Below are 24,081 nucleotides of genomic sequence, written 5' to 3'. Positions count from 1 at the left end.
GCCCCAAACTCACTCCACCACATTGATCAGCTCCACAATGAAGTGCAGCGTCGCATTGGGCGGGATGCCGCCGGAGGGCTGTCCGGCAAGGCCGTAGCCAAGGTAACCAGGAATCTCGAGTTCGATCATGCCGCCTTTACCCACTTTTTGCATGCCTTCTGTCCATCCTTTGACCACCTGGGCCAGAGAGAGCACAGTAGGCATCCCGCGGGCATATGAACTGTCAAACACCCGCCCGTTGTAAAGCCAGCCTACGTAGTTGATCTCCACTCGGCTCTGCGGCACCGGCTTGAGGCTGCTGCCCTGGCGTAGAACGCGGTATTTCAGACCCGACTCTGTGACGGTGAAGGTCTTCGGAGCGCTCTTGTCCATGGGGCCAGCGCCGTCAGGCAGTTTTGGCAGCGGCACCTCGTCCTCGGCAGCAGCGCCAGCGGCCGTCATGCACACCATGCTAAGCATGGCGAGTCCAGCAATGAAGGTGCGGCGCAGGGGAAGACGTGTACGGAGGGCGTTCATCATCGGGCAGCACTGCCGTATCGTCCCCGCCTCGTCAAGCATTTACGCCCCTCTGGGATTGCGAAGAAGGATACTCCATTCGCAGTCATACGTTTATAGGCCTTTGGCGTATTTTCAGCCCTTGTGATAAAGGATTGTGAAAAAAGGCTAAAGTTCTCGAAAATCACTTCGTTTCAGGGGGCATCGGGCCAGCCCATCCAACCGATTCCACCATGAAAACGCGCCTTTGCCTTCCTCTTGCCTGTGCTTTGCTCGTCACCGGTCTCCGAGCCGACAATGAAGTCTATCGCACCTGGACAGACAGCCAGGGCCGCAAACTGGATGCGACCTTCCGAGGCATCGAAAACGGCAATGTTTTCCTGCAGGTCCGTAATGGCTATGTCTATCGGCTGCCACTGGACAAGCTCTCCGCTGCCGACCAGGCGGCTGCGAAAACCCTCAAGCCCGAAGGTCTGGGCATCCCCTCTGACCCCAATCTGGCCCAAGCCGCTGCGCAGATCGACATGCTGGTGGAGGCCGGGCTGAAGAAGGCGGAGCAGAAACCGAACCCGCTGGCTTCGGACGAGCAGTTCGTCCGCCGGGTGTTTCTGGATCTGGTGGGCCGCATCCCCACCCGAGAGGAGACGCTGGAGTTTATCAATGATCCCAGCGTGTCTAAACGTGCGCATGTCATCGACCGCCTGCTGAAGTCATCGGGTTTTAACAGCCATCTATTCAACTACTTTGCTGACATGCTGCGCATGGCGGATGTGGCGCAGAAAGCACGCTTCTACACCTACCAGGACTGGCTCAAGCAGCAGCTCGCCGACAACACGCCCTGGAACAAGATCGTGTACTCAATGATGAACGCCGATGGCAAGCTGCTGGAAAACGGCGCCACCGGCTACCTGCTGCGGGATGCCGGCATGCGGCTGGACAATCTGAGCCTGACGCTCAGCACCTTCCTCGGAGCCAATGTCTCCTGCGCCCAGTGCCACGATCACCCCTTTGCCGACTGGACGCAGCGTCAGTTCTACGAAATGGCGGCCTTCTTTGGAGCTACCGAAACGTATGGTGCCAAGGGCAACTCCGGCATGAAGGGCATGCAGAAGGTCCTTGCCTCACTGGGAGACCGAAAGCTGCAGCAGCAGGCCAAGAACCTCCTGCGCGTGAACGCCCTGGCCGTGGAGAACACCACGGAGAACGATCTCACCATGCCGGATGATTATAAGTATCCGGACGCAAAACCGGGAGATCCCGTGAAGCCCAAGCTCATCACCTGGAGCGATGACAAGACCAAGAAGGCCTACCAGGCCCAGCCGGTGAAGCACGACGAAAAGCTGCGCGAGCAGTTCGCAAAATGGATGACCTCGCCGGAAAATCCGCGCTTTGCCATGACCATCGCCAACCGCATGTGGAAGCACATCTTTGGCATCGGCGTGAAGGAGCCGGTCACGGATCTGGATGATCCCAATGCTAGCGTGAATCCCGCTCTGCTGCATCACCTGGCCAATGAAATGGTGCGCCTCAAGTTTGATCTCAGGCAGTTCCTCCGTGTGCTGTGCAATACCCAGACCTACCAGCGCGAGGCCACCAGCCATGAACTGGTCGACAATGAGCCCTACCACTTCCCTGGCCCCATCCTTCGCCGCATGACCTCCGAGCAGGCCTGGGACTCCTGCGCCACGCTGGTGATCGGCGCGGATGTGGACAAATTCAAAGGCCATCGTGGATCGACCTATGCTCAGGCAATGAACATCGATTTCAGTGGTGGCGCTTCTCCTGATGCACTCAAAAGTCAAATTGAGAACGCCATCGCCAGCATGCGCCAGTTTGGAGGAGCCAAAGCAGGAGCGAAACCCAACAAGAAAAATAAGGGAAGCCAGACGGAGGAGGAGCAGATGGGGCTGGCTCCGCCCGTGCGCAATGGCCTGGTGCTGGCACGCGCCTCCGAGCTGCCACAGCCGGAGAAGGACCAGCATTTCCTCCGCATGTTTGGCCAGAGCGACCGGCAGATCGCCGACAGCGAAAGCACCGAGGGCAGCATCCCGCAGGTGCTCATGCTCATGAATGGTGAGGCCCAGCGTGTCATCGGCCAGAATGACTCCCTCGTGGTGCAGACTGCCAATTCGCAGGAGTCATCAGAAAAGAAGGTCGAAAGCCTCTACCTCAGCTTCTTCAGCCGCAAGCCGCGCCCGGATGAGTTGAGCAACTCCGTGGCAGCGCTGAACAACGGACTCACCTTGCGGGATCTGACCTGGGTGCTCTTCAACACCCGTGAATTCGTCTTCGTGGAATAGTCATTGAAACCACCCAACTGCTGACTGTCATGAAACTTCAAAACCAGCTCGATCACCTCTCCCGCCGCACCTTCTGCGAGCGCTGGGCCAGCGCCGCACTTGGCGTCACCGTGTTGCATGGCTTTGGCCGTGGCTCTCTTTTTGCCGAGGAGTCCAAAGCAGCCACGCCTTCCGGCCCTGGATTTGGCAAGGCCAAGAACGTGATCTTTCTCCAGATGGTCGGCGGCATGAGCCATATCGACACGCTGGACCCCAAGGACGGCCCTACTCAGGGGCCGAAGGCGCCGATCAAGACCAAGGCTGACTTTCAGCTGGGCGGCACGATGGAAAATCTGGCCAAACATGCGGACAAGATCAGCATCATCCGCAGCATGACCTCCAAGACTGGCGTGCATGCGGCAGGCCAGTACATCATCCGCACCGGCTATGAGGAGCGCGGCACCATCAAGCATCCGAACATCGGTGCGTGGGCACAGCACTTCCTCGGTGCCAGCCACAAGACGCTGCCCTCAAGCGTGTGTGTGAACCGCCAGCCGCAGAATGGCAACGGCTTCTTCCCCTCCAGCTTTGCGCCGCTGCCCATCCTCGATCCTGATGCGGGACTGCAATACGCCAAGAGCGAGGCCAGCGCGGATGCGATGACCAAGCGCCTGGCGTTGCTGGAGCAACTGGACAGCGGATTCCGAGAGCGCTTCAAAACCTCCGAAGTCAAAAGCTACACCCAGTTTTACGAAAAGACGATCAGCATCATGTCCAGCACGGACCTGGAGGCCTTCAAGCTGAGCGAGGAGCCTGCCGCGCTGAAGGAAAAATACGGCAAGGGCAAGTTTGGCCAAGGCTGCCTGCTGGCCCGCCGCTTGGTGGAAAAAGGCATCCGCTACGTCGAAGTGGCCAAAGGCGGCTGGGACATGCACAACAACATCGACGACGGCCTCGACGAGCACGGTGCCGAACTGGACCAGGCGCTCTCCGCGCTGCTGGATGATCTGAAGGAGCGCGGCCTTCTTGAATCCACCCTCGTGGTGCTGTGCTCCGAATTTGGCCGCACACCCAAGATCAACGGCAACGCGGGGCGTGATCATCACCCCAAGGTCTTCTCCACGCTGCTGGCCGGTGGTGGAGTCAAAGGCGGCTTCATCTACGGCTCCAGCGACAAGGAAGGCATGGCCGTGGCGGACAAGCAGGCCAGCCCGCAGGATTTCCTCTCCACCATCGGCTGGAGCCTCGGACTGCCCATCGATGAAATCGTCATGTCCCCCAGCAACCGTCCGTTTACAGTCGGCGACAAGGGCAAGGCGATCATGGAGGTGTTTGCGTAGAGGCTTCGGACGAGAGTACTCGCGGATTATACACGCAGGAATTCTCCGCAAAGGCTTCGGGATGCCTGGCGTATTCAGGGAGCTCATGCTTTCATCGTCACCATCCATGACCTCCCGCCGCCATTTCATCTCCGCCACTTCCGCTGCGTTTGCCGCCTCCTCGTTTCACATCTTCGGGGCAGATCCGGCCAAAAAGTACCGCACGGCGCTGATCGGATGCGGCTGGTGGGGGATGAACATCCTCAAGGAGGCCATCGCTTCAGGCCGGGTGAAGGTTTGTGCTCTGTGCGATGTGCATGAGGATGTGGCCTCCAATTCCAGCGATGAAGTCAACGGCCTGAACGATGACGAGCCCAAGCTCTACAAGGACTACCGTGAACTGCTGGACAAGGAGAAGCCGGAGATCGTGATCATCTCCACACCGGACCACTGGCATGCGCTGCAGAGCATTGCTGCGTGCAAGGCCGGGGCGCATGTGTTTGTAGAAAAGCCCACCGGGCACACCATCAACGAAAGCAAGGCCATGGTGAAGGCCGCAAAGGAGGCGGGCGTGGTGGTGCAGGTGGGGCTGCACCGGCGCATCGGCCCGCATCATGTGGAGGCCATGAAGTTCCTCAAATCTGGAGCCGTGGGCAAAGTGGGCATGGTACGCGCCTTTGCAGACAGCCGAGGCGGCCCCGAACAGGCCAAGCCCAACAGCCAGGTACCCGAAGGCATGGACTGGGAGATGTGGTGCGGCCCGGCCCCGCTGCGCCCCTTTAACACCAAGCTGCACCCCGGCGGCTGGCGCAACTTCCTCGACTACGCCAATGGTACGATGGGCGACTGGGGCGTGCACTGGCTGGACCAGATCATGATCTGGAGCGGCGAGAAGGGGCCGAAGAAAGTCTTCTGCACCGGCGGCCGCCCTGTAGCCGGTCCTGCCGTGCTCACTGATGCCGAACAGACCACCGATGCCCCTGACCATCAGGTGGCCACCTTTGAGTTTGAGCAGTTCACCGCTGTGTGGGAGCACCGCAAATTTGCCGACAACAACAACGAGAAGCACAAGATCGGCTGCTACTTCTACGGCGAGAAAGGCGTGCTGCACATCGGCTGGCGCGATGGCTGGACCTTCTATCCCGCCGATCCCAAAGGCACCGAGCAGCATGGCAATCACCAGCTTCAGGAGCCCCACGGCCACAACATCGCCTTGCTGTGGAGCGACTTCATCGACGCCATTGAAAAGAAGAAACAGCCGGTGGCTGACATCGAGAGCGCCCACCGCTCCTCCTGCCTGCCCCTGCTGGGCATGATCAGCTACAAAACCGGGCGCAGCATCCAGTGGGATGCGGACAACGAGCAGATTCTAGGCGATGCCGATGCCGCCAAGCTGATGGGGCGCGAGTACCGCAAGCCCTGGCAGTACCCGGTCTGAAAAGGTCAGATTCCGGTGATTGGTGCTTGATCGCTGGCTTTTCCTGCGGTTTTCGGCATGGCTGATAGTGAATCAGGCATCCTTCCTGCTTTGTCTTGTCAGCACCAGCCCAGCCATGTCCGAAACACCTCCGCAAAACCTCCGCACCCACGGCTTTCAACTTCTCGAAGACGACCTTCGCTATCTCATGGAGGCCTTTTCGGCCGTTCTGCGGCAAATGGGTGAGCCTGAGCTGGCGGACAGCCTGCCGTGGATCGGCACCGGGGCACCCAAAAAGGCCACCCGCTCCCTCGGCCAAGCCTATTCCATCGCCTTTCAGATGCTCAATGTGGTGGAGGAGCGCGCCGCCTCCCAGATCCGCCGTCTGCGGGAAAAGAAGAGTGGACCCGAAGCTGAAAAAGGCCTGTGGGCAGACAACCTCAAGCAGCTGCGCACACTGGGGCTGAATGAGGCCAACATCCTCGCCGCCCTGAAGGACGTCTGTGTGGAGCCAGTGCTGACCGCCCACCCCACCGAGGCTAAGCGCGAGACAGTGCGCGAGCTGCACCGCGAGATCTACAGCCTGATGAACCGGCATGAAAACGCGGCCTACACCCCGCGTGAGCAGGCCCGTCTGCAAAGCCAGCTGCGTACCCAGCTGGAGAATCTCTGGCGCACCGGAGAGATCCATGTCACACGCCCGAGCATCGAGGCCGAGCTGCAAAACGCCCTGCACTACCTCCGGGATGTTTTTCCTGAAGCCCTAACCCGCGCGCATGTGCACCTGCGTGAAGCCTGGCAGGCCGCTGGATACGATGTGGCCAAGATCGACACCCTGCCGCCGCTGATCCGCTTTGGCTCCTGGATCGGAGGTGACCGCGACGGCCACCCCTTTGTCACGGCTGACGTCACCCGCCATGCCCTGCAAACCATGCGCAAGAACGCCCTGCGTGTGCAGCGTCGTGCTCTCGAAGCACTTGCCTTCCATCTGCCACTCAGCTCGCTGTTCCAGGTCACACCACCACAGCTCACGGAACTCATCGAGGACCTCAGCGCCCAGCTGAAGGCCGAGCCCAGCGTGGATCTGGCCTACATCTTGGAGCGCAACAAGGAGGAGCCCTGGCGTGCGGCCGTTTACCTCATGCGCGCCAAGGTCGTGCTCGCCACTGAGAAACCCTCCTCGCCTGCCGCCTATGTGCAGCCTGAAGAACTGCGGACTGACATCGACATCCTCGCACAAACCCTGCTCGACGTGGGTTCCAAGGCCGTCGTCGAAGAGCAGATCGTGCCCTTCCGCCGCAATCTCACCGCCTTCGGGTTCCACTCAGCCGTGCTCGACGTGCGCCAGAATTCCGCCTTCCACGAAAAGGCGCTCGATCAGCTCCTGCGTGCCGCAGGCTTGCTAAACGGTGGCTCCTTTATCAGCTGGCCCCTCGAGCAGAAGCGCGAGCTGCTGGAGCGTGAGCTGGCCTCTCCGCGCCCCTTCCTCGCCCCTGGCATCTCCGCAGGGCCCGAGGCAGACACCGTGCTCAACTGCTACCGCGTGCTGGCCGACCACCGCTCCAAGTTTGGCAATGCAGGCCTGGGCTCCCTCATCATCTCGATGACCCGCAACGTCGAGGACATGCTCGTGGTCTTCCTGCTGGCCCGTGAAGCCGGACTCATGACCTGGAGCGATGATGGCCTTGTGTGCCCATTGCCCGTCGTTCCTTTGTTTGAAACCATGGGCGACCTCGAATCCGGCCCTGGAATCGTCGAGGCTTTCCTGTCACATCCTATCGCCAAGCGCAGCCTCCTTGCCCAGAGCAAGGGCGGCACACCGGTCTTCCAGATGATGGTGGGCTACTCCGACTCCAACAAGGACTGCGGCATCGTGGCCAGCCAGTGCGCCCTGCATCGTGCACAGCGCGAGCTTTCCAGCACGATCCAGCGCCACGGTGTGCGCCCGATCTTCTTCCATGGCCGTGGCGGCACCGTCGGCCGCGGCGCGGGCCCCACACACTGGTTCATGGAGGCGCTGCCACACGGCTCTCTCAGCGGCGGCATGCGCATGACCGAGCAGGGGGAAACCATCGCGCAGAAATACGCGCACATCGGCTCCGCTGTTTACAATGCCGAGCTGCTCATGGCCTCCGCCACAGCGGCCACCGCGCGTCATCGCTGCACAGAATCCAGCGCCCCACCCGCCCTGGAGCCGCTCTTTGACAAGCTGGCTGCCGACAGCCGCGATGCCTACCGCGCCTTCTTGCACGCGCCGGATTTTATGAAGTTCTACCGGCAGGCCACACCGATCGATGCGCTGGAAAACTCCCGCATCGGCTCGCGTCCCGCCCGCCGCACCGGCCAGGCTTCGCTCGATGACCTGCGCGCCATTCCCTGGGTCTTTTCGTGGACGCAGTCGCGCTTCTACCTCCCCGGCTGGTTTGGTGCCGGCAGCGCCCTGACCAAGCTCAAGACCGACGACCCGAAGGGCTACGAAACCCTCGCCGCCGCCCTGCCCGGCTCAGCTTTCCTGCGCTACGTGCTGACCAACATCGAAAGCTCGCTCGTCAGCGCCAACACCGACCTCATGTGCGCCTACGCAGGTCTGGTGGAGGATGCCGCCGTGCGAGATCGCTTCCTGAACACCATCCTCTCCGAATACGAAGCCACCCGCAGCATCATCGACGAACTTTTCAAAGGCACCTTTGAAGAACGCCGTCCGCGACTGGCCTACACGCTGAACATCCGCGAAGAGCCGCTGAAGGTGCTGCATCATCAGCAGGTGGCCCTGCTCCGCGAATGGCGGGGCCTCCAGGCCGCTGGCAAAACCGAAGCCGCCGATGCCATGGTCACCGACCTTCTGATCTCGATCAATGCGATTGCTTCCGGGCTGCGGACGACGGGTTAAACTTTGCATACAGCCTCGGTTCCGCGCCGAAGTCATTTAGACTTGGCTGCGGGCACGATTGGCTGCGGAATGTCCAGCGCATGCAGTTCCTGCCCGAACTGATCATGATCGGAAACCAGCAGAATCATTCCCTGGAGCGCTGCAACGACATCGGTTGCCCGTTCGAGGGCGGCCAGTCTGCGGCATCCATCTTCTGTCCCGTCAGAGACCCACACATCCGTCCCTGAATTTGCGTTCTTGCGCTGGAACAACACGCGGCCATCCGCCATCGGAAACAGTTTGAAAATTCCAGCATCTTCATTGCCGAGCGCGATGTCGATCACCAGGTGCGTGCCGCTCTTGGTGCCGTCCGAGACCCATAGCTCCAGGCCATGCTTGCCGTCATCCATTTCAAAGAAGAGTTTGTTTCCAGCAATCAACGGCTGCGACTGCCGCCCCGGCTGGAATGAGAAGCTGGCATCATGATAGGGATCGCTGTCCAGAATGTTCCTGGAACCTTCCACCGTGCCATCACTGCTCCACAAGCCACAACGCCGGGTCCGATCATACGCAAGCACCAGACCAAGATCACCCAGACGTCCAAACCAGAGTTCGGAGAAAGGATTGTCAGGCCACCACGACGCCAGCTTGACCACGGATTTTCCATCGGTATGCCACAAATCCAAGGGTGGCTTCCGCTGCCCGTTGGGGAGCATCAACACTCCATTCGGCATAGCGATGAACTGGTTCATGCCGTCATCATTCTCAAAAACCGGCATTCCCGGCAGCACGAGCTTTTTCAATCCCTTGCGTGTGCCATCGATGCTCCAAAACACCCGGCCATCAAGATCCAGCTTCAGCATTGCTCCTTTGAGCATGGCGCCATCGGTATAGTCCTCCCAGCCATCAAAAGGCACCGCGAGAGTCTCCGTCACCCCGGTGTGGAGATTGAGCGCCACCAGTCCATGCCCGTTGTAGTCGCCATGAAGCGAGAGCACCAGGCGCTCGCCGATCAGAAACGGCTTGAACTCATCGCACACATCTTTGCCGTCTTCGGATATGGGCCGGGTGCCGGCCTCGGTGCCGTCCGTCACCCAGATCCGGCTGCCCTTCCCCAGAGCGGCATTAGGTCCCTGGAAGTACAACCGGTTCTCATAGACAAAGGGATTGTCAAAAATCGACCCGTGTTCCTGCGGCGGAAAATCTTTGATGCGTCGTGTGCCAGTCGTGCTGCCGTCGGAAGCATGGAGTGCCCACACTGTTTTGTCGCCTTGCCTGGTGGCAGCCTTGAACCAAGCCCTGCCATTCCACACAAAAAAACCCGATAAACTGGAGCCCTCCGCCCCCGGATTCAGGTCGGAGACCAGTCGGAGCCCGCCGGTTTCCGACGCAATGAGAGCATTGGACAGCATGATCCCGAGGCAAAGAAATGTGCGCCACATGGATGGCAGAATAGTGACGCCCGGCCGAAAGCGTCAATGATTGAATCGATTTCAGGCCCTTCCCCGATACTCCCCCGGCGCTACACCGACCCAGCGCCTGAACACACGGGAGAAGATCGCGGCATTGGCGTAGCCGACGCGGGCGGCCACGACTTCGAGCTTGTCGTTTCCAGCTTCCAGGAATCGGCGGGCCTGCTCCATGCGCAGGCAGGTGAGGTGCTGCATGGGGCTGCGGCCCAGCTCCTTCATGCAGAGCCGGCGCAGATGCTCGGGACTGCAATGGCTTCGATGAGCCAGCTCGGCGAGCGTCCAGTCGCGCTTGAGATCCTGACAGACGTCTGCCCAGAGCTTTGCCACACGGGGTTCATTGCTGCGCCAGGGCTGCGCGATACGGCGTATGGTGCCATGCAGCAGCTCCAGCCAGTGATGCAGCAGTCGTGGCTCGCGCTCCCCTTCCCACTCAGCACGCAGACCGGAGATGATGCGCGCTATTTCACCCGCATGCGCGGTGGGCATGACGGGAGATGCAGCACCCACCACCGGAGTGACGAAGCTGGGCTCATCATAACGCACCCAGGCAAAGCACCAGCGTTCGCGACCTTTGGCCTCAAAGGCATTCAGCACACGCGGCGGTGCCAGGCAGACCATGCCGGGCCTGACACGCTGCCAGCGGCCATCGAGAAGGATGGCCCCTTCTCCGCTGACACATGCCAGCACAAAGCTGCCCTCCGGGCTCATGCGTACGCGCTTGTAGGGAGGCAGCGCCTCGTCCATGCCAAAGCGTGCCATGCGGTGCGTCGTCATCTCCACGCATTCCCGCGCCTCCACCACCCAGCGCCGGGTGCGCGGGCCGTCGAGCGTCGTTTCGGCAAGGTCTTGGGACATGCCCGTATTTAATCGCGGAAGAGTTGCGCTGTCACGTACAGGTGCATTTCAGGCATGACACAGTGCATGCGGTCCTGCTAGCCTGAGATTATCCACCTCGTACTACCAGCCAGCCATGAAGCATGCCCTGACCTTTTTTCTCCTAGCCACAGCGCTCCACGCGGAGCCCGTGTCCCTGTTTGACGGCAAGACTCTCGAAGGCTGGGATTACGATCCTAAAATCTGGCGTGTGGAGGATGGCATGATCACCGGCGGCTCCACCACGGAGAAGATCAAGGAGAACCACTTCATCTGCACCAAGAAGAGCTACCAGAACTTTGACCTGAAACTTAAGATCAAGGTCAGTGGTGATCCCAAGACCGGCATGCTCAACAGCGGCATCCAGATTCGCAGCCTGCGCGTGCCCGGCGGCGCGCACATGACGGGGTATCAGGTGGACTGCGGGGCCGGCTGGTTCGGCAAAATTTATGACGAGTTCCGCCGAAACAAAGTCATCTGGGCTCCCACACCGGAACAGCAAGCGGCGCTGGACAAAGCGGTGGATGTCTTCGGCTGGAATGAGTACCGCATCCGTGCAGAGGGCCCACGCATTCAGACCTGGATCAACGGCGTGCACTGCATGGACTACACTGAGGCGGACAAAAACATCGCGCTGGACGGACTCATCGGCCCGCAGGTGCACAGCGGCGGTGTTTGCCTCGTGCAGGTGAAGGATGTGACGATTGAAGAACTGCCTGCCACACCCGGTGCGCCGACTTGGGAATCCCTTGGCGGAGTAGATGCCGCACGCAAGCTCGTGGCCCCGCCGCCGAAGCCGCAGGCCGACGCAGCAGCGCCCAAGCGCGACATCAGCTACAACAACGTGCAGGGCACGCCGCTCACCGCGCAGGAGCAGCTCAAGAAATTCCATGTCGCAGACGGCTATGAAATCGAGCTGGTCATTCAGGAAAGCGACGGCATCGGCAAATTTGTCAGCGTCTATTTCGACCAGCGTGGCCGGTTGTGGACCCAGACGGCGCTGGAGTATCCGGTGGATGCGAATGAAAACCCGGCTGCAGCGGAGGCCGTCTATGCGGCGCGGGGCAAGGACAAGGTGCTCGTCTATCCGCGGGAGTCGGTGAATGCGCCGATTCCCGCAGGTGGACTCACCCAGCCCACCGTTTATGCCGATGGCCTGGCCATCCCGCTGGGCATCCTCCCCTGGGGCAATGGTGACTCCTGCTACACGCTGCACGGCCATGATCTGCTGCTGCTTAAGGATACCGATGGCGATGGCAAATCTGACAAGCGCGAGGTCATCCTCACCGGTTTCGGCGTGCAGGACTCGCACCTGTTTCCGCATCAGTTCACCCGTGCTCCTGGCGGCTGGATCTGGATGGCGCAGGGCCTCTTTAACAACAGCAAGGTGCACAAGCCCGGCAGCGATGTGGTCATCGATTACCCCAAGTGCGGGATGGCACGCATGCGCCCGGATGGCAGCGGGTTTGAGATGACGAGCATCGGGCCGAACAACATCTGGGGACTCGTTCTCACAAGTGAAGGTGAGGCCTTCATCCAGGAGGCCAACGACTACGGCTACCCCGTGATGCCCTTCCACGAATACGCTTACTACCCCGGCGGCATGGAGGCGCTGAAGAAAAGCTACCAGCCCGACTTTCCGCCGACCGCTGAGTTTCGCATGGGTGGCACAGGATTGAGCGGTCTGGCGCTGATCGAAGAGGGATCTCTCCGCGACCCAAAAGCGGCCCACGTCATGGCCGTCGCCAACCCCATCACCTCCAAGGTCCAGACCATCGCTCTCCACCGCACTCAGCCTGGCGATGCGCAGCAGGGCAACGTCACCGGTCTGCGGCTCGAACAACTCGCCGACCTCCTCACCTGCGATGATCCCTTCTTCCGCCCCGTGGGTCTGACCAACGGACCCGATGGCTGCATCTACATCGTGGACTGGTACAACAAGATCATCTCCCACAACGAGGTGCCGAGGGCGCATCCAGACCGGGATAAGACACGCGGCCGCATCTGGCGTGTAAAGCCTGTGCAAGCGACTTCCAAGTTCGTCTCCAGCATTCCCGATTTCACCAAGCTCGAAACGAAAGAGCTGCAATCCATGCTTGCTTCATCACCTCTGGGCCGTGCCCATCTGGCGTGGCAGACGCTGCAGGACAAAGACCAGTTGCCCGTCGGCCACTGGTCTGCATCCGAATACGCATTTCCCAGCAAGAGCAAGGCCATACGCCTTCTTGGCCGTTCACTGACTGAGGAAAACATCGGCGAGCTGCTTTCCTTCGCCAAACCCTCGCTTCCCGGCCCTCTGGGGCAATCTTCCCGTGGCCCGCAACAGATTCCTGTGCGCGAGGCCTATGACCGGGAATTTGAGCGCTTCCTTGTGCGCATGTTTTTGGAACGCCATCCAGATGTCATTGCCAAGTTCCTCGACTCTGACGCCGCAGCCAAACTGCCCGTCGAGGCCCGCGTGCTGGCCTCGCTGGCATTGGAGCCGAAAGCCAGCGCTTCGCGTGTGGCCAAACTCCTGCCACAACTCGACCGCGCGCCCAATGATGAAGAGCTCCTGCGGCTGGCGCAGTTTCCCGAAGAAGCTGGAGTCGGCGAGTCGCTGAAGGCAATGCTGATGAATGAGAAATCGCGCACCGCAGTCGCTGAGAAGCTGCTGGTCCAGCGCACCAAACTTGATTCAGCCAAGATTGCACCGCTGCTTACACAGACAGCGAAGCAGATGCTGCAAAGTGATGCGGACCCGCTGGCCCTGCAGCTCATCGGGGGCTTTCAGCTCACAGCCCTCGAAGGCGACCTCATCGCACTTTTGGAGAAGCAACGGTCGGTCGCGCTTCTCAATACCCTGAGAGATCTGCACAGCAGCGCCTCGGCTGCCCTGGCTTTGATCGTGCAGTCGGAACCCGACCCGCTCGTCCGAGACGCCGCACTGCAGGCGCTTGCCGCCTCACGTTCCCCCGACGCCGTAGCCAAACTGCTTGCCCTTTATCCAAAGCTCCAGCCTGCTCAGCGGCGGAGTGCGCTCGCCGCACTGGCCAGCACCAAGACCGGGGCTCAGTCCATCGTCGCCGCTCTGGTGGACAAAAGCCTTCCGCAAACTGACCTCGACGGCTCGACCGTCGAACGTCTCGCCACCGTGCTGGGAGATGACCCCATGATCGAAAAGCTCCAGCAGAAGCTGGGGGGCATCTTCCATGAGGTTCTGCAGCTGAATGGCGAAGACACCGCCTGGGTCGATTCCAAGATCACGCTCGACGGGCCTTTCACGGTCGAGGCATGGGTGCGTCTGGCCGAGGGCATCAGCAACGCTGACAGCCTGCTTGGCATCCCCGGTGGTGTGGACATGAATTTCTTTGCCTCCCGATTCCGTGTGTATGCGGGCAGCGAATTGAAGGATGTCTGCGTGGCCACCAAGCCCATGACGCCAGATCTGTGGACGCATCTCGCCGTCACCCGCGATGAAAAGGGCATCATCCGCATTTATCAAAACGGTGAACTCGACGCCGCGGGCACCAAGCCTGCCCCCGCGAAGTGGGCGAACTGCAAAATCGGCTGGAGCGGTCCGAAGCAGGGCACGACAGGCGCCATGACTGAGTTCCGGGTATGGAAAAAAGCACGCAGTGCCCAGGAGATCCGTGCCACGTTTGACCGCATCATAGCCACAGGAGTTGATCTGACCTACACGTCCGCTGAACAATGGAAAAAAGGAGTTTTTGGCAAAGGCGCGCGCATGGCCAAAACCATCGACACACCGCCACTGCTCACCGAGGAGCAGGCCAAGGCCCTGGACAGCAAGTTTGCCAAATTCACGGCGCTCGCCCCCAAGGGCAACGCGCAAAATGGCAAGGCCCTCAGCGCCATCTGCATGGCCTGCCACCAGATCGGCAATGCAGGCGGTCAGATCGGGCCAAACCTCAGCGGCGCAGGTGCAATGGGTCTGGAGGCCGTGCTGCGCAATATCCTCACGCCCAATGCCGCCATGGAGCCCGGCTACCGCATCTTTCGGGTGGAAATGACGAATGGCGATCTCATCGACGCCTTCTTTGTCAGCGAGGACAAGCAGGCCACCGTCATCCGCCAGCCCGGCCTGCCGGACCGCCGGCTGGACAAAAAGGACATCCGCAGCACCAAGTTCATCCGCCGCTCCCTCATGCCCGAGGGGCTGCTGGACGCGCTGCAGGATCAGCAGGTGGCCGATCTGCTGGCGCATTTGATGACACTAAAGGGCTAAAAGGGGCATGACTCCTGTTTGACAGACCGCTGGGAATCACGATAGGCGCACTGCCACCGAATGCAGCCCACCACGCCCCCAGAACCTGCCCCCAAGCCCGCCGCTCCGGCGGACCTGGAAATCAAAGACGCCCAGCTGATCTTCAATCATGTCTGGAAACAGCTCGAAGCCGACTATGGCCGCGAGAAGCTGCGCTTTCCCAAAGAGCTGATCCTGCTGGGCGGTGCCCCCGGTGCGGGCAAAGGCACCAACACCGACTTCATCCGCGAGGTGCGCGGCATCACCGCCGAGCCCATCGTGGTGAGTGCACTGCTGGACAGCCCGGAGGCGAAGAAGCTTAAAGCCCAAGGTGGCATGGTGGGCGACCGCGAGGTGGTGGGCATCCTCATCCGCAAGCTGCTGGAGCCCGAGCAGCAGAATGGCGCCATCCTTGACGGCTTTCCGCGCACCAAGGTGCAGGTGGAGTGCCTCAAGATGCTCTTTGATGAGATGATCCGACTGCGCCGTGAGTTTTCACAGACGCCGGATGCCGCGCACTTCAAGCAGCCCATCTTCCACATCATGGTGCTGTTTGTGGATGAGGCGGAAAGCATCGCCCGCCAGCTCAAGCGCGGCAAGGAGGTGCTGGCACACAATGAAGAGGTGCGCAGCTCCGGCATCGGCGAACTCTGGGAGGAGCGCGCCACCGACTTTGATCCCGCCCTGGCACGCAATCGCTACAAGGTCTTCAAGGAAAAGACGTTTGATGCGCTGGTCTCTCTCAAAGAGATCTTCCATTACCATTTCATCAACGCCCAGGCTCCGCTGGAGCTGGTGCAGGACAACATCATCCGTGAGCTGGAGTACCAAAGCTCGCTGGAGCTCGATCCGCGCACCTTTGACCAGCTGCGCGACCTGCCGCTGGCCAGCGAGATCGTGCGTCATGCGCGCCAGGATCTGGTGCGCCGTCTGGACAGCTACAAGGTGGAAAAGCCTGAGCTCATGCAGGCGGTGGTGGCCTTCATCCAGGAGAAGATGATGCCCATCATCGTGCGACACGCGATCTCCGGCCGGGCGGACATCAACACTGAGGACAAGCTCTTCCACGATCCAGAAGCCCTGGCCATGCTGATCGACATCTTTTCCGAGCGCGGCTACCACGCCACGGCGGACCTGCACCGCATCGAGATCCCTGAGCGCTTTGACCTGCAGACGGGACAGATCACCTGCCGCAAAAAGAAGGTCTTCCGCTTCCGCATCATCTTCAAAGGCTCGGAGATCCGCCGCGGGTAGCGCCAGATCGTATGCCTGTTGTTTGAAGGTTGCGCAGCTCCTGCGTTCTCTTTAAACATCAGGCTCTCATGTCCACCATCGTTGTTGCTCAGAAAAACGGCGTCGCCTGCATTGGCGCGGATACGCTCAGCTGTCTTGGCTCTCTGCGGCAAAAGGCGCAGCACATCGTCAACAAGACGAAGATCGCCAAAATCGAAGACACCTACATCGGGCTGGTGGGCACCTCGGCCAGCCTCGTGGTGCTGAACAGCTACTTTGCCAATCCGGAGCGTCCGCGCAATTTCTCCTCCTGCGAGGCCATCTTTGAAACCTTCCGTCATGCCCACGCCTGGCTGAAAGTGGAATACTTCATGTCCGCCGCTCCTGACAAAGGGGAGGAGTACGAGACCACGCAGTTCTACGGTCTCATGGCCAATGCGCATGGCATCTTTGCCATCTACTCCTACCGCTCTGCGCAGCAGTTTCACAAGTTCTGGGCCGCAGGCTCGGGCCGCGACTACGCGCTGGGTGCCATGCAGGCAGCCTATGACAAAGGCAAGACCGCCGAAGAGATCGCCCGCATCGGACTGGAGGCTGCTGCTGAGTTTGACAGCGCCACCAGCGGCCCCTTTGAGCTGCACAATATTCCTCTGCTTTCTGCGCCGAAACCCAAAACACGCCGCAAGAAATAGCCTGAATACGCCTTCTTTTACAACCGCCAGCCATGAAGCGCCTCCTCCTTCCCCTTCTCGCCCTCACATCCGCCTTTGCGGATGGTCCCAAGGACAACTCAGCCGACAACGTCCGCCCAGTGCCGCCTCCCGGCGTGGCAGTGCCTGACGCAGATCGTGCCCGCCTCACCGAAGGCCTGAAGAAGCTCCGCACGGCCATCGATGAAGCAGCCAAAGCTCAGGCCAAAAATCCGCAGCACGCCGATCTGCTGCCAGACATCGAGATCTACCACAAGGCCGTGGACTGGGCGCTGCGCTACAACGAGGTGCACAAGCTGGGTGAACTCAAAAGCGCCGATGAGATTCTGGCCGAAGGCATGCAACGCGCCGAGCAGTTCAAAGGCGGCCAGGCCCCATGGACCAAGCAGAAGGGCCTCGTGGTGCGCGCCTACCGCTCCAAGATCGACGGTTCCGTGCAGCCCTACGGCATGGTCATCCCAGAGAGCTACGTGGGTGCTCCGGTGCGCCTGGACATCTGGTGCCATGGCCGTGGTGAGACGCTCAGCGAGCTCGCCTTCCTGGACCAGCGACGCAAGCAGGTCGGGCAGATCTCGCCCAAGGGGGCGCTCGTGCTGCACCCCTACGGCCGTTACTGCTGCGCCAACAAATTTGCTGGCGAGATCGACCTGCTGGAAGCGATTGACCACGCATCCAAATTCTACGCCGTGGATGAAGACCGCATCATCGTGCGCGGCTTCAGCATGGGCGGTGCTGCCGCTTGGCAGTTTGCGGTGAACTACGCGGATAAATGGTGCGGCGCGAATCCTGGCGCTGGATTCTCTGAGACGCCCGAATTCCTCGGCGGTTTTCAGAATGAAGATGTGAGCGGCGCCCCCTGGTATCAGCAGAAGCTGTGGCACTGGTACAATGCCACGGACAACGCCCTCAATCTGGAAAACTGCCCGACGGTGGCCTACAGCGGCGAGATCGACAAACAGAAGCAGGCCGCCGACATGATGGAGAAAGCTCTGCGCGGAGAAAATGTGGACCTGCTGCACATCATCGGCCCTCAGACCGCGCACAAGATTCATCCCGACTCCCTCATCGAGATCGAGAAGCGCCTGGCCAGCATCGCCGCCATGGGCCGCAATCGCGTGCCCAAGGAGATCCACCTTTCCACATGGTTCCTGCGTTACAATCACATGCACTGGGTCACGGTGGATGCGCTGGAGCAGCACTGGGAGCGCGGCCGCATCCATGCCCGCATCACCGGCCCGTCTGAGATCACCATCAAGCTGCAAAACATCACCGCCTTCACGCTGGACATGCCTTCCGGCCACTGCCCCATGCCCCTGCTGTTCAAGCCAGTGGTCAGCATCGACGGCCAGCTCCTTGAAGTCACCCGCCCGAAGCTGGACCGTTCCTGGCTGGTGCATTTTCAGCTCAAGAATGGCAAATGGACCCAGACGCTGGACAATCAGGAAGATGGCAAGCTCGTGAAGAAGCACGCTCTCGAAGGTCCCATCGACGACGCCTTCATGGACAAGTTTCTCTTTGTGAAACCCACCAAGCCCGGCATCGGCGAGAAAGTGGACGCCTGGGCCAAGGCCGAGTTGGAGCGCGCGCAGTTCGAATGGCGCCGCCAGTTCCGTGGCGATGCCCCGACCAAGGATGACACTGCCGTCAGTGACGCCGACATCGCCTCCAGCAACCTCGTGCTGTGGGGAGATCCGCAGAGCAATGCCGTGCTGGCCAAGATCGCCGACAAGCTGCCCATCCAGTGGTCCAAGGACAAGCTGGTGGCCAATGGCAAAACCTACGATGCCACCACGAGCGCCCCAGTGCTCATCTACCCGAACCCGCTCAATCCCACAAAGTATGTGGTGATCAACAGCAGCTTCACCTACCGCGAATACGACTACCTCAACAACGCCCGCCAGGTGGCCAAGCTGCCAGATTGGGCGGTGATCGACCTCACCAAGCCCAAAACCAGCCAGGCCCCGGGCGGCATCAGCGATGCCGGTTTCTTTGGCGAGAGCTGGGAGTGGAAGCCCGCACCGGCTGCCAAGAAGTAACCATTCTGTCATGCTGCGCACGCTCACCGCCTTTGCCCTGCTGCTACTCGCGCACTATGCCAGTGCGCAGCAGGCCAAAGTCGAAACGGCATTCACCAACAGCCTGGAAATGCCGTTTGTCCGCGTGCCCGGACTCAAGGTGCTGGTGTGCCGCTTTGAGACGCGCGTGAAGGACTATCAGCCCTTTGCCGTCGCGACAAACACCGAATGGAAGAAGCCTGACTTTTCACAGACGCCGGATCATCCTGCGGTCAATGTCAGCTTCACCGAGGCGCTGGCTTTCTGTGAATGGCTGGGCCAAAAGGAAGGCCGCAGGTACCGCCTCCTCACCGATCAGGAGTGGAGCCTGCTCGCTGGCCTGCATGAGAAGCCGGACATCCCACCAAACCAGCAGCCCCCCAGCATCGGCATGCATCATTGGGGCACTGGGCCGTTGACCAAAGACTCGGGCAATTTCTGCGACGAGGCCTTTGGCAAAAAGTACCACGCCAGCTACGACGCCCAATGGCTGGAGGTGGACGACGGCTACGCCGACACCGCGCCTGTGGGCAGCTACCCCGCCGATGCGAATGGTCTCCACGACTTCGCCGGCAATGTCTGGGAGTGGGTGGACGGCTGGTACGACCCGCCTAAAAACACGCTGCGCATAGTTCGCGGCGGATCCTTCAGAGCAGGAAGCGAAAAACGCCTGCTGGCGTCATTTCGCGGACCCGACCCGCACAATGTGCACCTCGACAGCGTGGGGTTTCGGATTGTGTGTGAGGAGTAGTCCGGACTCACAACGAGCGGGACCCGCCAAGTAACAGCGATTTGCCTTCCTCACGCCGGCATGGGCGGATGCATCTCAATCGCCGGGATGCGGGTGCAGACGCGGCGGCCGTCGGGGGTGGTGCCAAAGAAGGAACCTGTGGCAGTGCTTTCGGTCTTGATGACGTGGTAGGAGTTGTAGCTGAAGGTTTCCCCGGGAGAGAGATTGGGAAACTGGCCCACGACGCCATCCCCCTCGACGACCATGGTGTCGCCATCCGTGTCGCGCACGATCCACTTGCGGCCAAAGATGCGCACGACGTCGTGCGAGGCATTGTGGATCGAGAGGTGATAGACAAACGGGTGCGGCCGGTCAGGCGGAGCAGGCCGCGTGGGATCGTAGGAGACGCTGTCCACCGTGACCGAGAGTCCAGGCAACGGTTCGAAATTCATAAAGTTTAGTGTAACAAATACGTGTGAAGTCACAAGCCGGGGTTTGTAAAATCCTGTAACCCGCCACTCAAGAACGGGAAATCCCCTTCCGAGACCGTGCCTGCGCAGCAGTTCGCACCCATCAGGAAGCGGAGGCAGCATTTGCAAAAAGCGGCTGGTTTCCTACCATCACACCTCCCACTCTCATGCCCCCTCCTCCCCCCGTTCTCTCCATCGCAGGCTCAGACTCTTCCTGTGGTGCTGGGGTGCAGGCGGACCTGAAGGCCATTTCGGCCTTGGGCGGCTACGGGCTGAACGCTCTCACGAGCATTGTGTCCGAGACCCCGGGACTCGTCTCTCAGGTACGTCTGATGGATGCGGAGTTCATTGTGGATCAGATGCGTGTGCTCTTTGGCGGTTTCCCCATTGCTGCGGCCAAGACCGGCATGCTCGGCGGGCAGGCCCAGGTGCGGGCTGTGGCTGAGGCGTGGAGGCAACTCGGACACGGGCGCATCCCTTTGGTCGTGGACCCGGTGATGATCGCCACCAGTGGCGGGAAACTGCTGGAAGACAGCGCCGTGCGCACCCTGATCGATGAACTGCTGCCTCTGGCCACCCTGATCACCCCCAATCTGGATGAGGCACGCGTCCTCTGGGAGCGTGAGGTGTCCGGCATCGAGGACATGGAGGCCTGTGCTCAGGAGCTGAGCGGGCGCTTTGGTACAGCGGTGCTGGTCAAAGGCGGCCACCTCAAAGGCGATGCCGCCGATGTGCTCTGCGCGGATGGCACACTCTCCTGGCATACCGCACCACGGACCCCCGGTGTTCGCACCCACGGCACCGGCTGCACTTTCTCGGCATCCATCGCCACAGGGCTGGCGCATGGACTGGCGCTGAATGAGGCTGTGGCACAGGCCAAGCAATTTGTCAGCCGCGCCATAGCCCAGCATTTCGTGTGGCAAAGTGCTGGCGCAGGTCCCGTACATGCTCTCAATCATCTCCAGCAAACCGCCGAATGAGACGACTCGCCATCCTTCTGACCTTGAGCAGCTCCGTTTTTGCCGCCAGCGGCACGGCGCCGAAGGACATCAGCCAGGCGGGCATTCAGTCAGCCTTCCGCATCCTGCAAAAGGAATACATCCGCAGCAGCGATCTGACCTTTGATGTGCTGAACCGCGCGGCACTTTCCGGCCTGCTGCAGCGACTGGACTTCGGCGCCGAGCTGGTGCCCCGCACCGCCGAGGCCAAATCCGGCGCTCTCACCGGGGTGCAGGCCGAGCTGCTGACTCCGCAGACAGGCTACCTGCGCCCACGAGAGTACACCCCGCAGGAGACGAAGGAGATGGAAAAGCATCTCACGGACTTTGCTGCAAAGAAAGTCGCCCACCTCATCCTCGATCTGCGCAGCCCCGCACCTCCTGGTGACTTCAATGATGCCGCAGACATGCTGAGCCTGTTTGTGCCGAAGGGGGAGGTTCTCTTCAAAATGCAGCAGATGGGGCAGACCGCCGCCGAGGTGGAGACCAACTCCCGCGAGCCTGTGTGGACGCAGCAGATTTTTGTGCTGGTGGATAATGAAACCAACAACCTCGGAGAAACCATCGCCGCCGTGCTGCGTCTGCGGAAGCAGGCGCTCTTGATCGGCTCTCCCACGCGCGGAGGCGCAGTGCGCTATGAGACGGTGCCGGTGGATGCAGAGTGGTCTCTCCGCTTTGCCCGTGCCGAGGTGCTGCTGACGGATGACAGCTCAGTTTTCAAAAAAGGACTGCAGCCTGATCTGGCCGTCAGCATGCCCACCAGTCTCAAGCGCCAGGTGTACCACGCCACTGATGCCAAGGACGTGAAAAGCTCCATCACCGACAAGCCGCGCCCGCGCTTCAATGAGGCTGCCCTGGTGGCGAATCAGAATCCTGAGCTGGACTCCTATCTCAAGCGTTCCGCTGGCAAGCCTCTGCCGGAGGATTCGCCGCCGCCTTCAGACCTCGTGCTGCAGCGTGCCGTGGACCTCATCACCACCCGCGGCCTGTTTCAGGCTGCCAAAATCGACTGGAATCGCAAAGCGCCCGCCAGCCGCGAACCACCGGCACGCCGTGCCATTCCCCTGAAGAAATAAGACAAGCATGGAGATCGCCGATCGCATTTACACCGTGGCCACCATTCGACAAGTGCTGGGCCCGCGCACCTGCCACGCCGTGCTGCCCAATGGCAAGGAGATCTTTGGCAGCATCGAAAGAGACGTGGCCGACTTTCCGCTCAAGGACGGCGCCTCCGTGCGTGTGCAGATGCATGTGAGCGACTTCTCCTACGGGCTGCTGCTGGGAGAAGTTTGAGCGCTGATCGACAGGCAGGAGCGCCCACCGCGCTTCACACCTCCTCCGGCACGACAAAGGGCGGACGATACTTGTCCTTGAGCATGGCGTTGGCTTCGTCTTGATCGATGAAGCGCTCGGTCTTGCCATCCATCTTCAGCACAGGGCCGAGAGTGAGCATGTCTTTGGCGAGATCGACCTCGTTTTTCCCCAGATGCTCCTGCATGCGGGCAAAGCTTTCGCCAGCAAAGCGGTCTCCTTTGATCTTTTCGAGAATGGCCTCCGGCTTCTCCTTCTGGCCCAGCCGATGGCTGATGTTTCCGGTATGGCAGAGCGCGCTGGAGAGATGCCCCTCCAGAATGTCCGCATGCAGATCATCCACACGGCGGCTGCGGCAGGCATTGATGAAGTTTTTGAAGTGGTCCTCGCTGCCTTCAAACTTTTTCATCTCCTTGCCTTCCTTGTCAAAAACCACAGCGCCTGAGTAGTTGGGCACAACAACAGTGCCGCCTTCGCACTCGACGATGACTCCCACTCCTGCTCCGGTCACGCCTTCTTTGCCATCCTTGCCAGGGAGAGGCTGAAACTTCACGCCCTTGCTGGTCTGCATGAGCTTGTCCATGTTTTTACCATCCTTCACATCCGGCAGACCGTGCACTTCAAAGATGAGCGGGGCCTTTTCATAGCCGTGGTAGATGATCTGGGTGTTGGCAGTTTCTCCATCATCCACATAGCCCATGCGGCCGCCCACGCTCCACACGCTGGGAGAGAGCTCCATCTCGCCGAGGAACCAACGTGCGATGTCCATCTGGTGGATGCCCTGATTGCCGAGGTCGCCGTTGCCATAGGCCCAGGTCCAGTGCCAGTCGTACTTTAGCTGCTTGCGCAGCAGAGGCCCTTTGGGGCCAGGGCCGCACCACAGATCATAGTCGACGGAATCCGGAATCGGCTGCGGTCCTTCAGTTTTGCCGATGCTGTTGCGGCGCTTGTAGCACAGGCCTCGTGAGAGCAGGATTTTGCCGAGGTTTCCCTCCTGCACATACTTCACCGCCTCGGCGATGCCCTTGCGGCTTGATCGCGACTGCGTGCCGGTCTGCACGATCTTGCTGTACTTGCGCGCAGCCTTCACCATCTGCCGGCCTTCCCACACGCAGTGGGACACCGGCTTTTCCACATACACATCCTTCCCTGCCTGCACGGCCCAGATGGTGGCAAGCGCATGCCAGTGGTTTGGCGTGGCGATGCTCACGGCGTCGATGTCCTTGCTCTCCAGCAGTTTCCGCAGATCGCTGTAGCCCTGCACTTTGATCTTCTCCTTGTCGTATCCCTGCAGTCCTTTTTCGAGGATCTTGCTATCCACATCGCACAGGGCGGACACACGCACGCCCTCGCCGTCTTTATTGAGCTTGTTGTAGCCGCTGATGTGAGAGCCGCCGCGCCCGCCGAAACCGATGACGGCCACATTGATGGTGTCTCCCGGACTTTTCTGCGCCCAGGAGGTTTTGGCGATGTAAAAGACACCCGTGGTGGCTGCGGCGGACTGCTTGAGGAAGGAGCGGCGGTTCGTGGTCATGTGCAGACAAACGCCACACAAGCAGCTGCCTTTCCTTTTTGACAAAGAGCCTGCCATTCCTTCGTTGAGAA

17 protein-coding genes are annotated in these 24,081 nt (G+C 60.6%); 12 read left to right on the top strand and 5 right to left on the bottom strand.

What is annotated here, in order from left to right; all coding sequences use genetic code 11:
- Window positions 1-9: 9 nt before the first annotated feature.
- Entirely contained in the window at window positions 10-519 is a 510-nt protein-coding gene (locus HNQ65_RS01785; RefSeq protein WP_221306013.1) for an FKBP-type peptidyl-prolyl cis-trans isomerase, read from the bottom strand.
- A gap of 209 nt (window positions 520-728) precedes the next feature.
- Here HNQ65_RS01785 and HNQ65_RS01780 point away from each other — a divergent pair, with 209 nt between their 5' ends.
- From HNQ65_RS01780 to HNQ65_RS01765, 4 genes are all read left to right on the top strand, one after another.
- Window positions 729-2,795 carry a DUF1549 domain-containing protein gene (locus HNQ65_RS01780; protein WP_184337753.1) on the top strand — a complete coding sequence of 689 codons (2,067 nt, stop codon included), beginning with the start codon at window positions 729-731 and terminating at the stop codon, window positions 2,793-2,795.
- 29 nt (window positions 2,796-2,824) lie between these two features.
- On the top strand, window positions 2,825-4,114 hold the full coding sequence (locus tag HNQ65_RS01775) for a DUF1501 domain-containing protein (RefSeq protein WP_184337751.1): 1,290 nt from the start codon (window positions 2,825-2,827) through the stop codon (window positions 4,112-4,114).
- A 106-nt stretch (window positions 4,115-4,220) separates the two neighbouring features.
- Window positions 4,221-5,531, top strand: a complete 1,311-nt coding sequence (locus tag HNQ65_RS01770) for a Gfo/Idh/MocA family protein (protein WP_184337750.1) — start codon at window positions 4,221-4,223, stop codon at window positions 5,529-5,531.
- Between the two features lie 115 nt (window positions 5,532-5,646).
- On the top strand, window positions 5,647-8,400 hold the full coding sequence (locus HNQ65_RS01765) for a phosphoenolpyruvate carboxylase (protein ID WP_184337748.1): 2,754 nt from the start codon (window positions 5,647-5,649) through the stop codon (window positions 8,398-8,400).
- 32 nt (window positions 8,401-8,432) lie between these two features.
- Here the strand turns inward: HNQ65_RS01765 and HNQ65_RS26490 are convergent, their stop codons facing one another.
- Together HNQ65_RS26490 and HNQ65_RS01755 are read right to left on the bottom strand one after the other, a co-directional pair.
- Window positions 8,433-9,821: a hypothetical protein gene (locus HNQ65_RS26490; RefSeq protein ID WP_221306012.1), complete on the bottom strand. Its 1,389-nt coding sequence runs from the start codon at window positions 9,819-9,821 to the stop codon at window positions 8,433-8,435.
- 51 nt (window positions 9,822-9,872) lie between these two features.
- On the bottom strand, window positions 9,873-10,706 hold the full coding sequence (locus HNQ65_RS01755; RefSeq protein WP_184337747.1) for an AraC family transcriptional regulator: 834 nt from the start codon (window positions 10,704-10,706) through the stop codon (window positions 9,873-9,875).
- Between the two features lie 115 nt (window positions 10,707-10,821).
- On the opposite strand from HNQ65_RS01755, the gene HNQ65_RS01750 reads away from it, so the two are divergent.
- The 5 genes from HNQ65_RS01750 (at window position 10,822) to HNQ65_RS01730 (ending at window position 19,718) form a co-directional block, all read left to right on the top strand.
- A complete protein-coding gene (locus HNQ65_RS01750) occupies window positions 10,822-14,952 on the top strand; it encodes a DUF7133 domain-containing protein (protein WP_184337745.1) in 4,131 nt (1,376 codons plus the stop codon).
- A 60-nt stretch (window positions 14,953-15,012) separates the two neighbouring features.
- Window positions 15,013-16,224, top strand: coding sequence for a nucleoside monophosphate kinase (locus HNQ65_RS01745; protein ID WP_184337743.1), 1,212 nt, complete (start codon window positions 15,013-15,015; stop codon window positions 16,222-16,224).
- Between the two features lie 68 nt (window positions 16,225-16,292).
- Entirely contained in the window at window positions 16,293-16,895 is a 603-nt protein-coding gene (locus HNQ65_RS01740; RefSeq protein WP_184337741.1) for an Ntn hydrolase family protein, read from the top strand.
- A 32-nt stretch (window positions 16,896-16,927) separates the two neighbouring features.
- Complete coding sequence (locus HNQ65_RS01735) at window positions 16,928-18,949, top strand: prolyl oligopeptidase family serine peptidase (RefSeq protein WP_184337740.1); 2,022 nt, start codon at window positions 16,928-16,930, stop codon at window positions 18,947-18,949.
- A 10-nt stretch (window positions 18,950-18,959) separates the two neighbouring features.
- Entirely contained in the window at window positions 18,960-19,718 is a 759-nt protein-coding gene (locus HNQ65_RS01730) for a formylglycine-generating enzyme family protein (RefSeq protein ID WP_184337738.1), read from the top strand.
- 50 nt (window positions 19,719-19,768) lie between these two features.
- Here HNQ65_RS01730 and HNQ65_RS01725 read toward each other — a convergent pair whose 3' ends face one another.
- Window positions 19,769-20,149: an ApaG domain-containing protein gene (locus HNQ65_RS01725; RefSeq protein ID WP_184337736.1), complete on the bottom strand. Its 381-nt coding sequence runs from the start codon at window positions 20,147-20,149 to the stop codon at window positions 19,769-19,771.
- A 185-nt stretch (window positions 20,150-20,334) separates the two neighbouring features.
- Here HNQ65_RS01725 and thiD point away from each other — a divergent pair, with 185 nt between their 5' ends.
- From thiD to HNQ65_RS01710, 3 genes are read left to right on the top strand one after another with little or no spacing between them, the layout of a single operon-like run.
- Entirely contained in the window at window positions 20,335-21,147 is an 813-nt protein-coding gene (gene thiD / locus HNQ65_RS01720; RefSeq protein WP_184337735.1) for a bifunctional hydroxymethylpyrimidine kinase/phosphomethylpyrimidine kinase, read from the top strand.
- A complete protein-coding gene (locus HNQ65_RS01715; RefSeq protein ID WP_184337734.1) occupies window positions 21,144-22,241 on the top strand; it encodes a S41 family peptidase in 1,098 nt (365 codons plus the stop codon). Before thiD ends, HNQ65_RS01715 begins: the two co-directional genes overlap by 4 nt.
- Window positions 22,242-22,248: 7 nt before the next feature.
- Window positions 22,249-22,458 carry a hypothetical protein gene (locus tag HNQ65_RS01710; RefSeq protein WP_184337732.1) on the top strand — a complete coding sequence of 70 codons (210 nt, stop codon included), beginning with the start codon at window positions 22,249-22,251 and terminating at the stop codon, window positions 22,456-22,458.
- Between the two features lie 34 nt (window positions 22,459-22,492).
- Here HNQ65_RS01710 and HNQ65_RS01705 read toward each other — a convergent pair whose 3' ends face one another.
- The gene (locus HNQ65_RS01705) at window positions 22,493-24,010 is read right to left on the bottom strand and encodes a Gfo/Idh/MocA family protein (protein ID WP_184337731.1); all 1,518 of its coding nucleotides are present in this window, start codon (window positions 24,008-24,010) and stop codon (window positions 22,493-22,495) included.
- Window positions 24,011-24,081: the final 71 nt, after the last annotated feature.

The sequence above is a fragment of the Prosthecobacter vanneervenii genome, from assembly GCF_014203095.1.
Lineage (GTDB): Bacteria > Verrucomicrobiota > Verrucomicrobiia > Verrucomicrobiales > Verrucomicrobiaceae > Prosthecobacter > Prosthecobacter vanneervenii.
The sequence above is the reverse complement of the archived record's forward strand: the minus strand, read 5'-3'. Positions and strand labels throughout refer to the sequence as shown.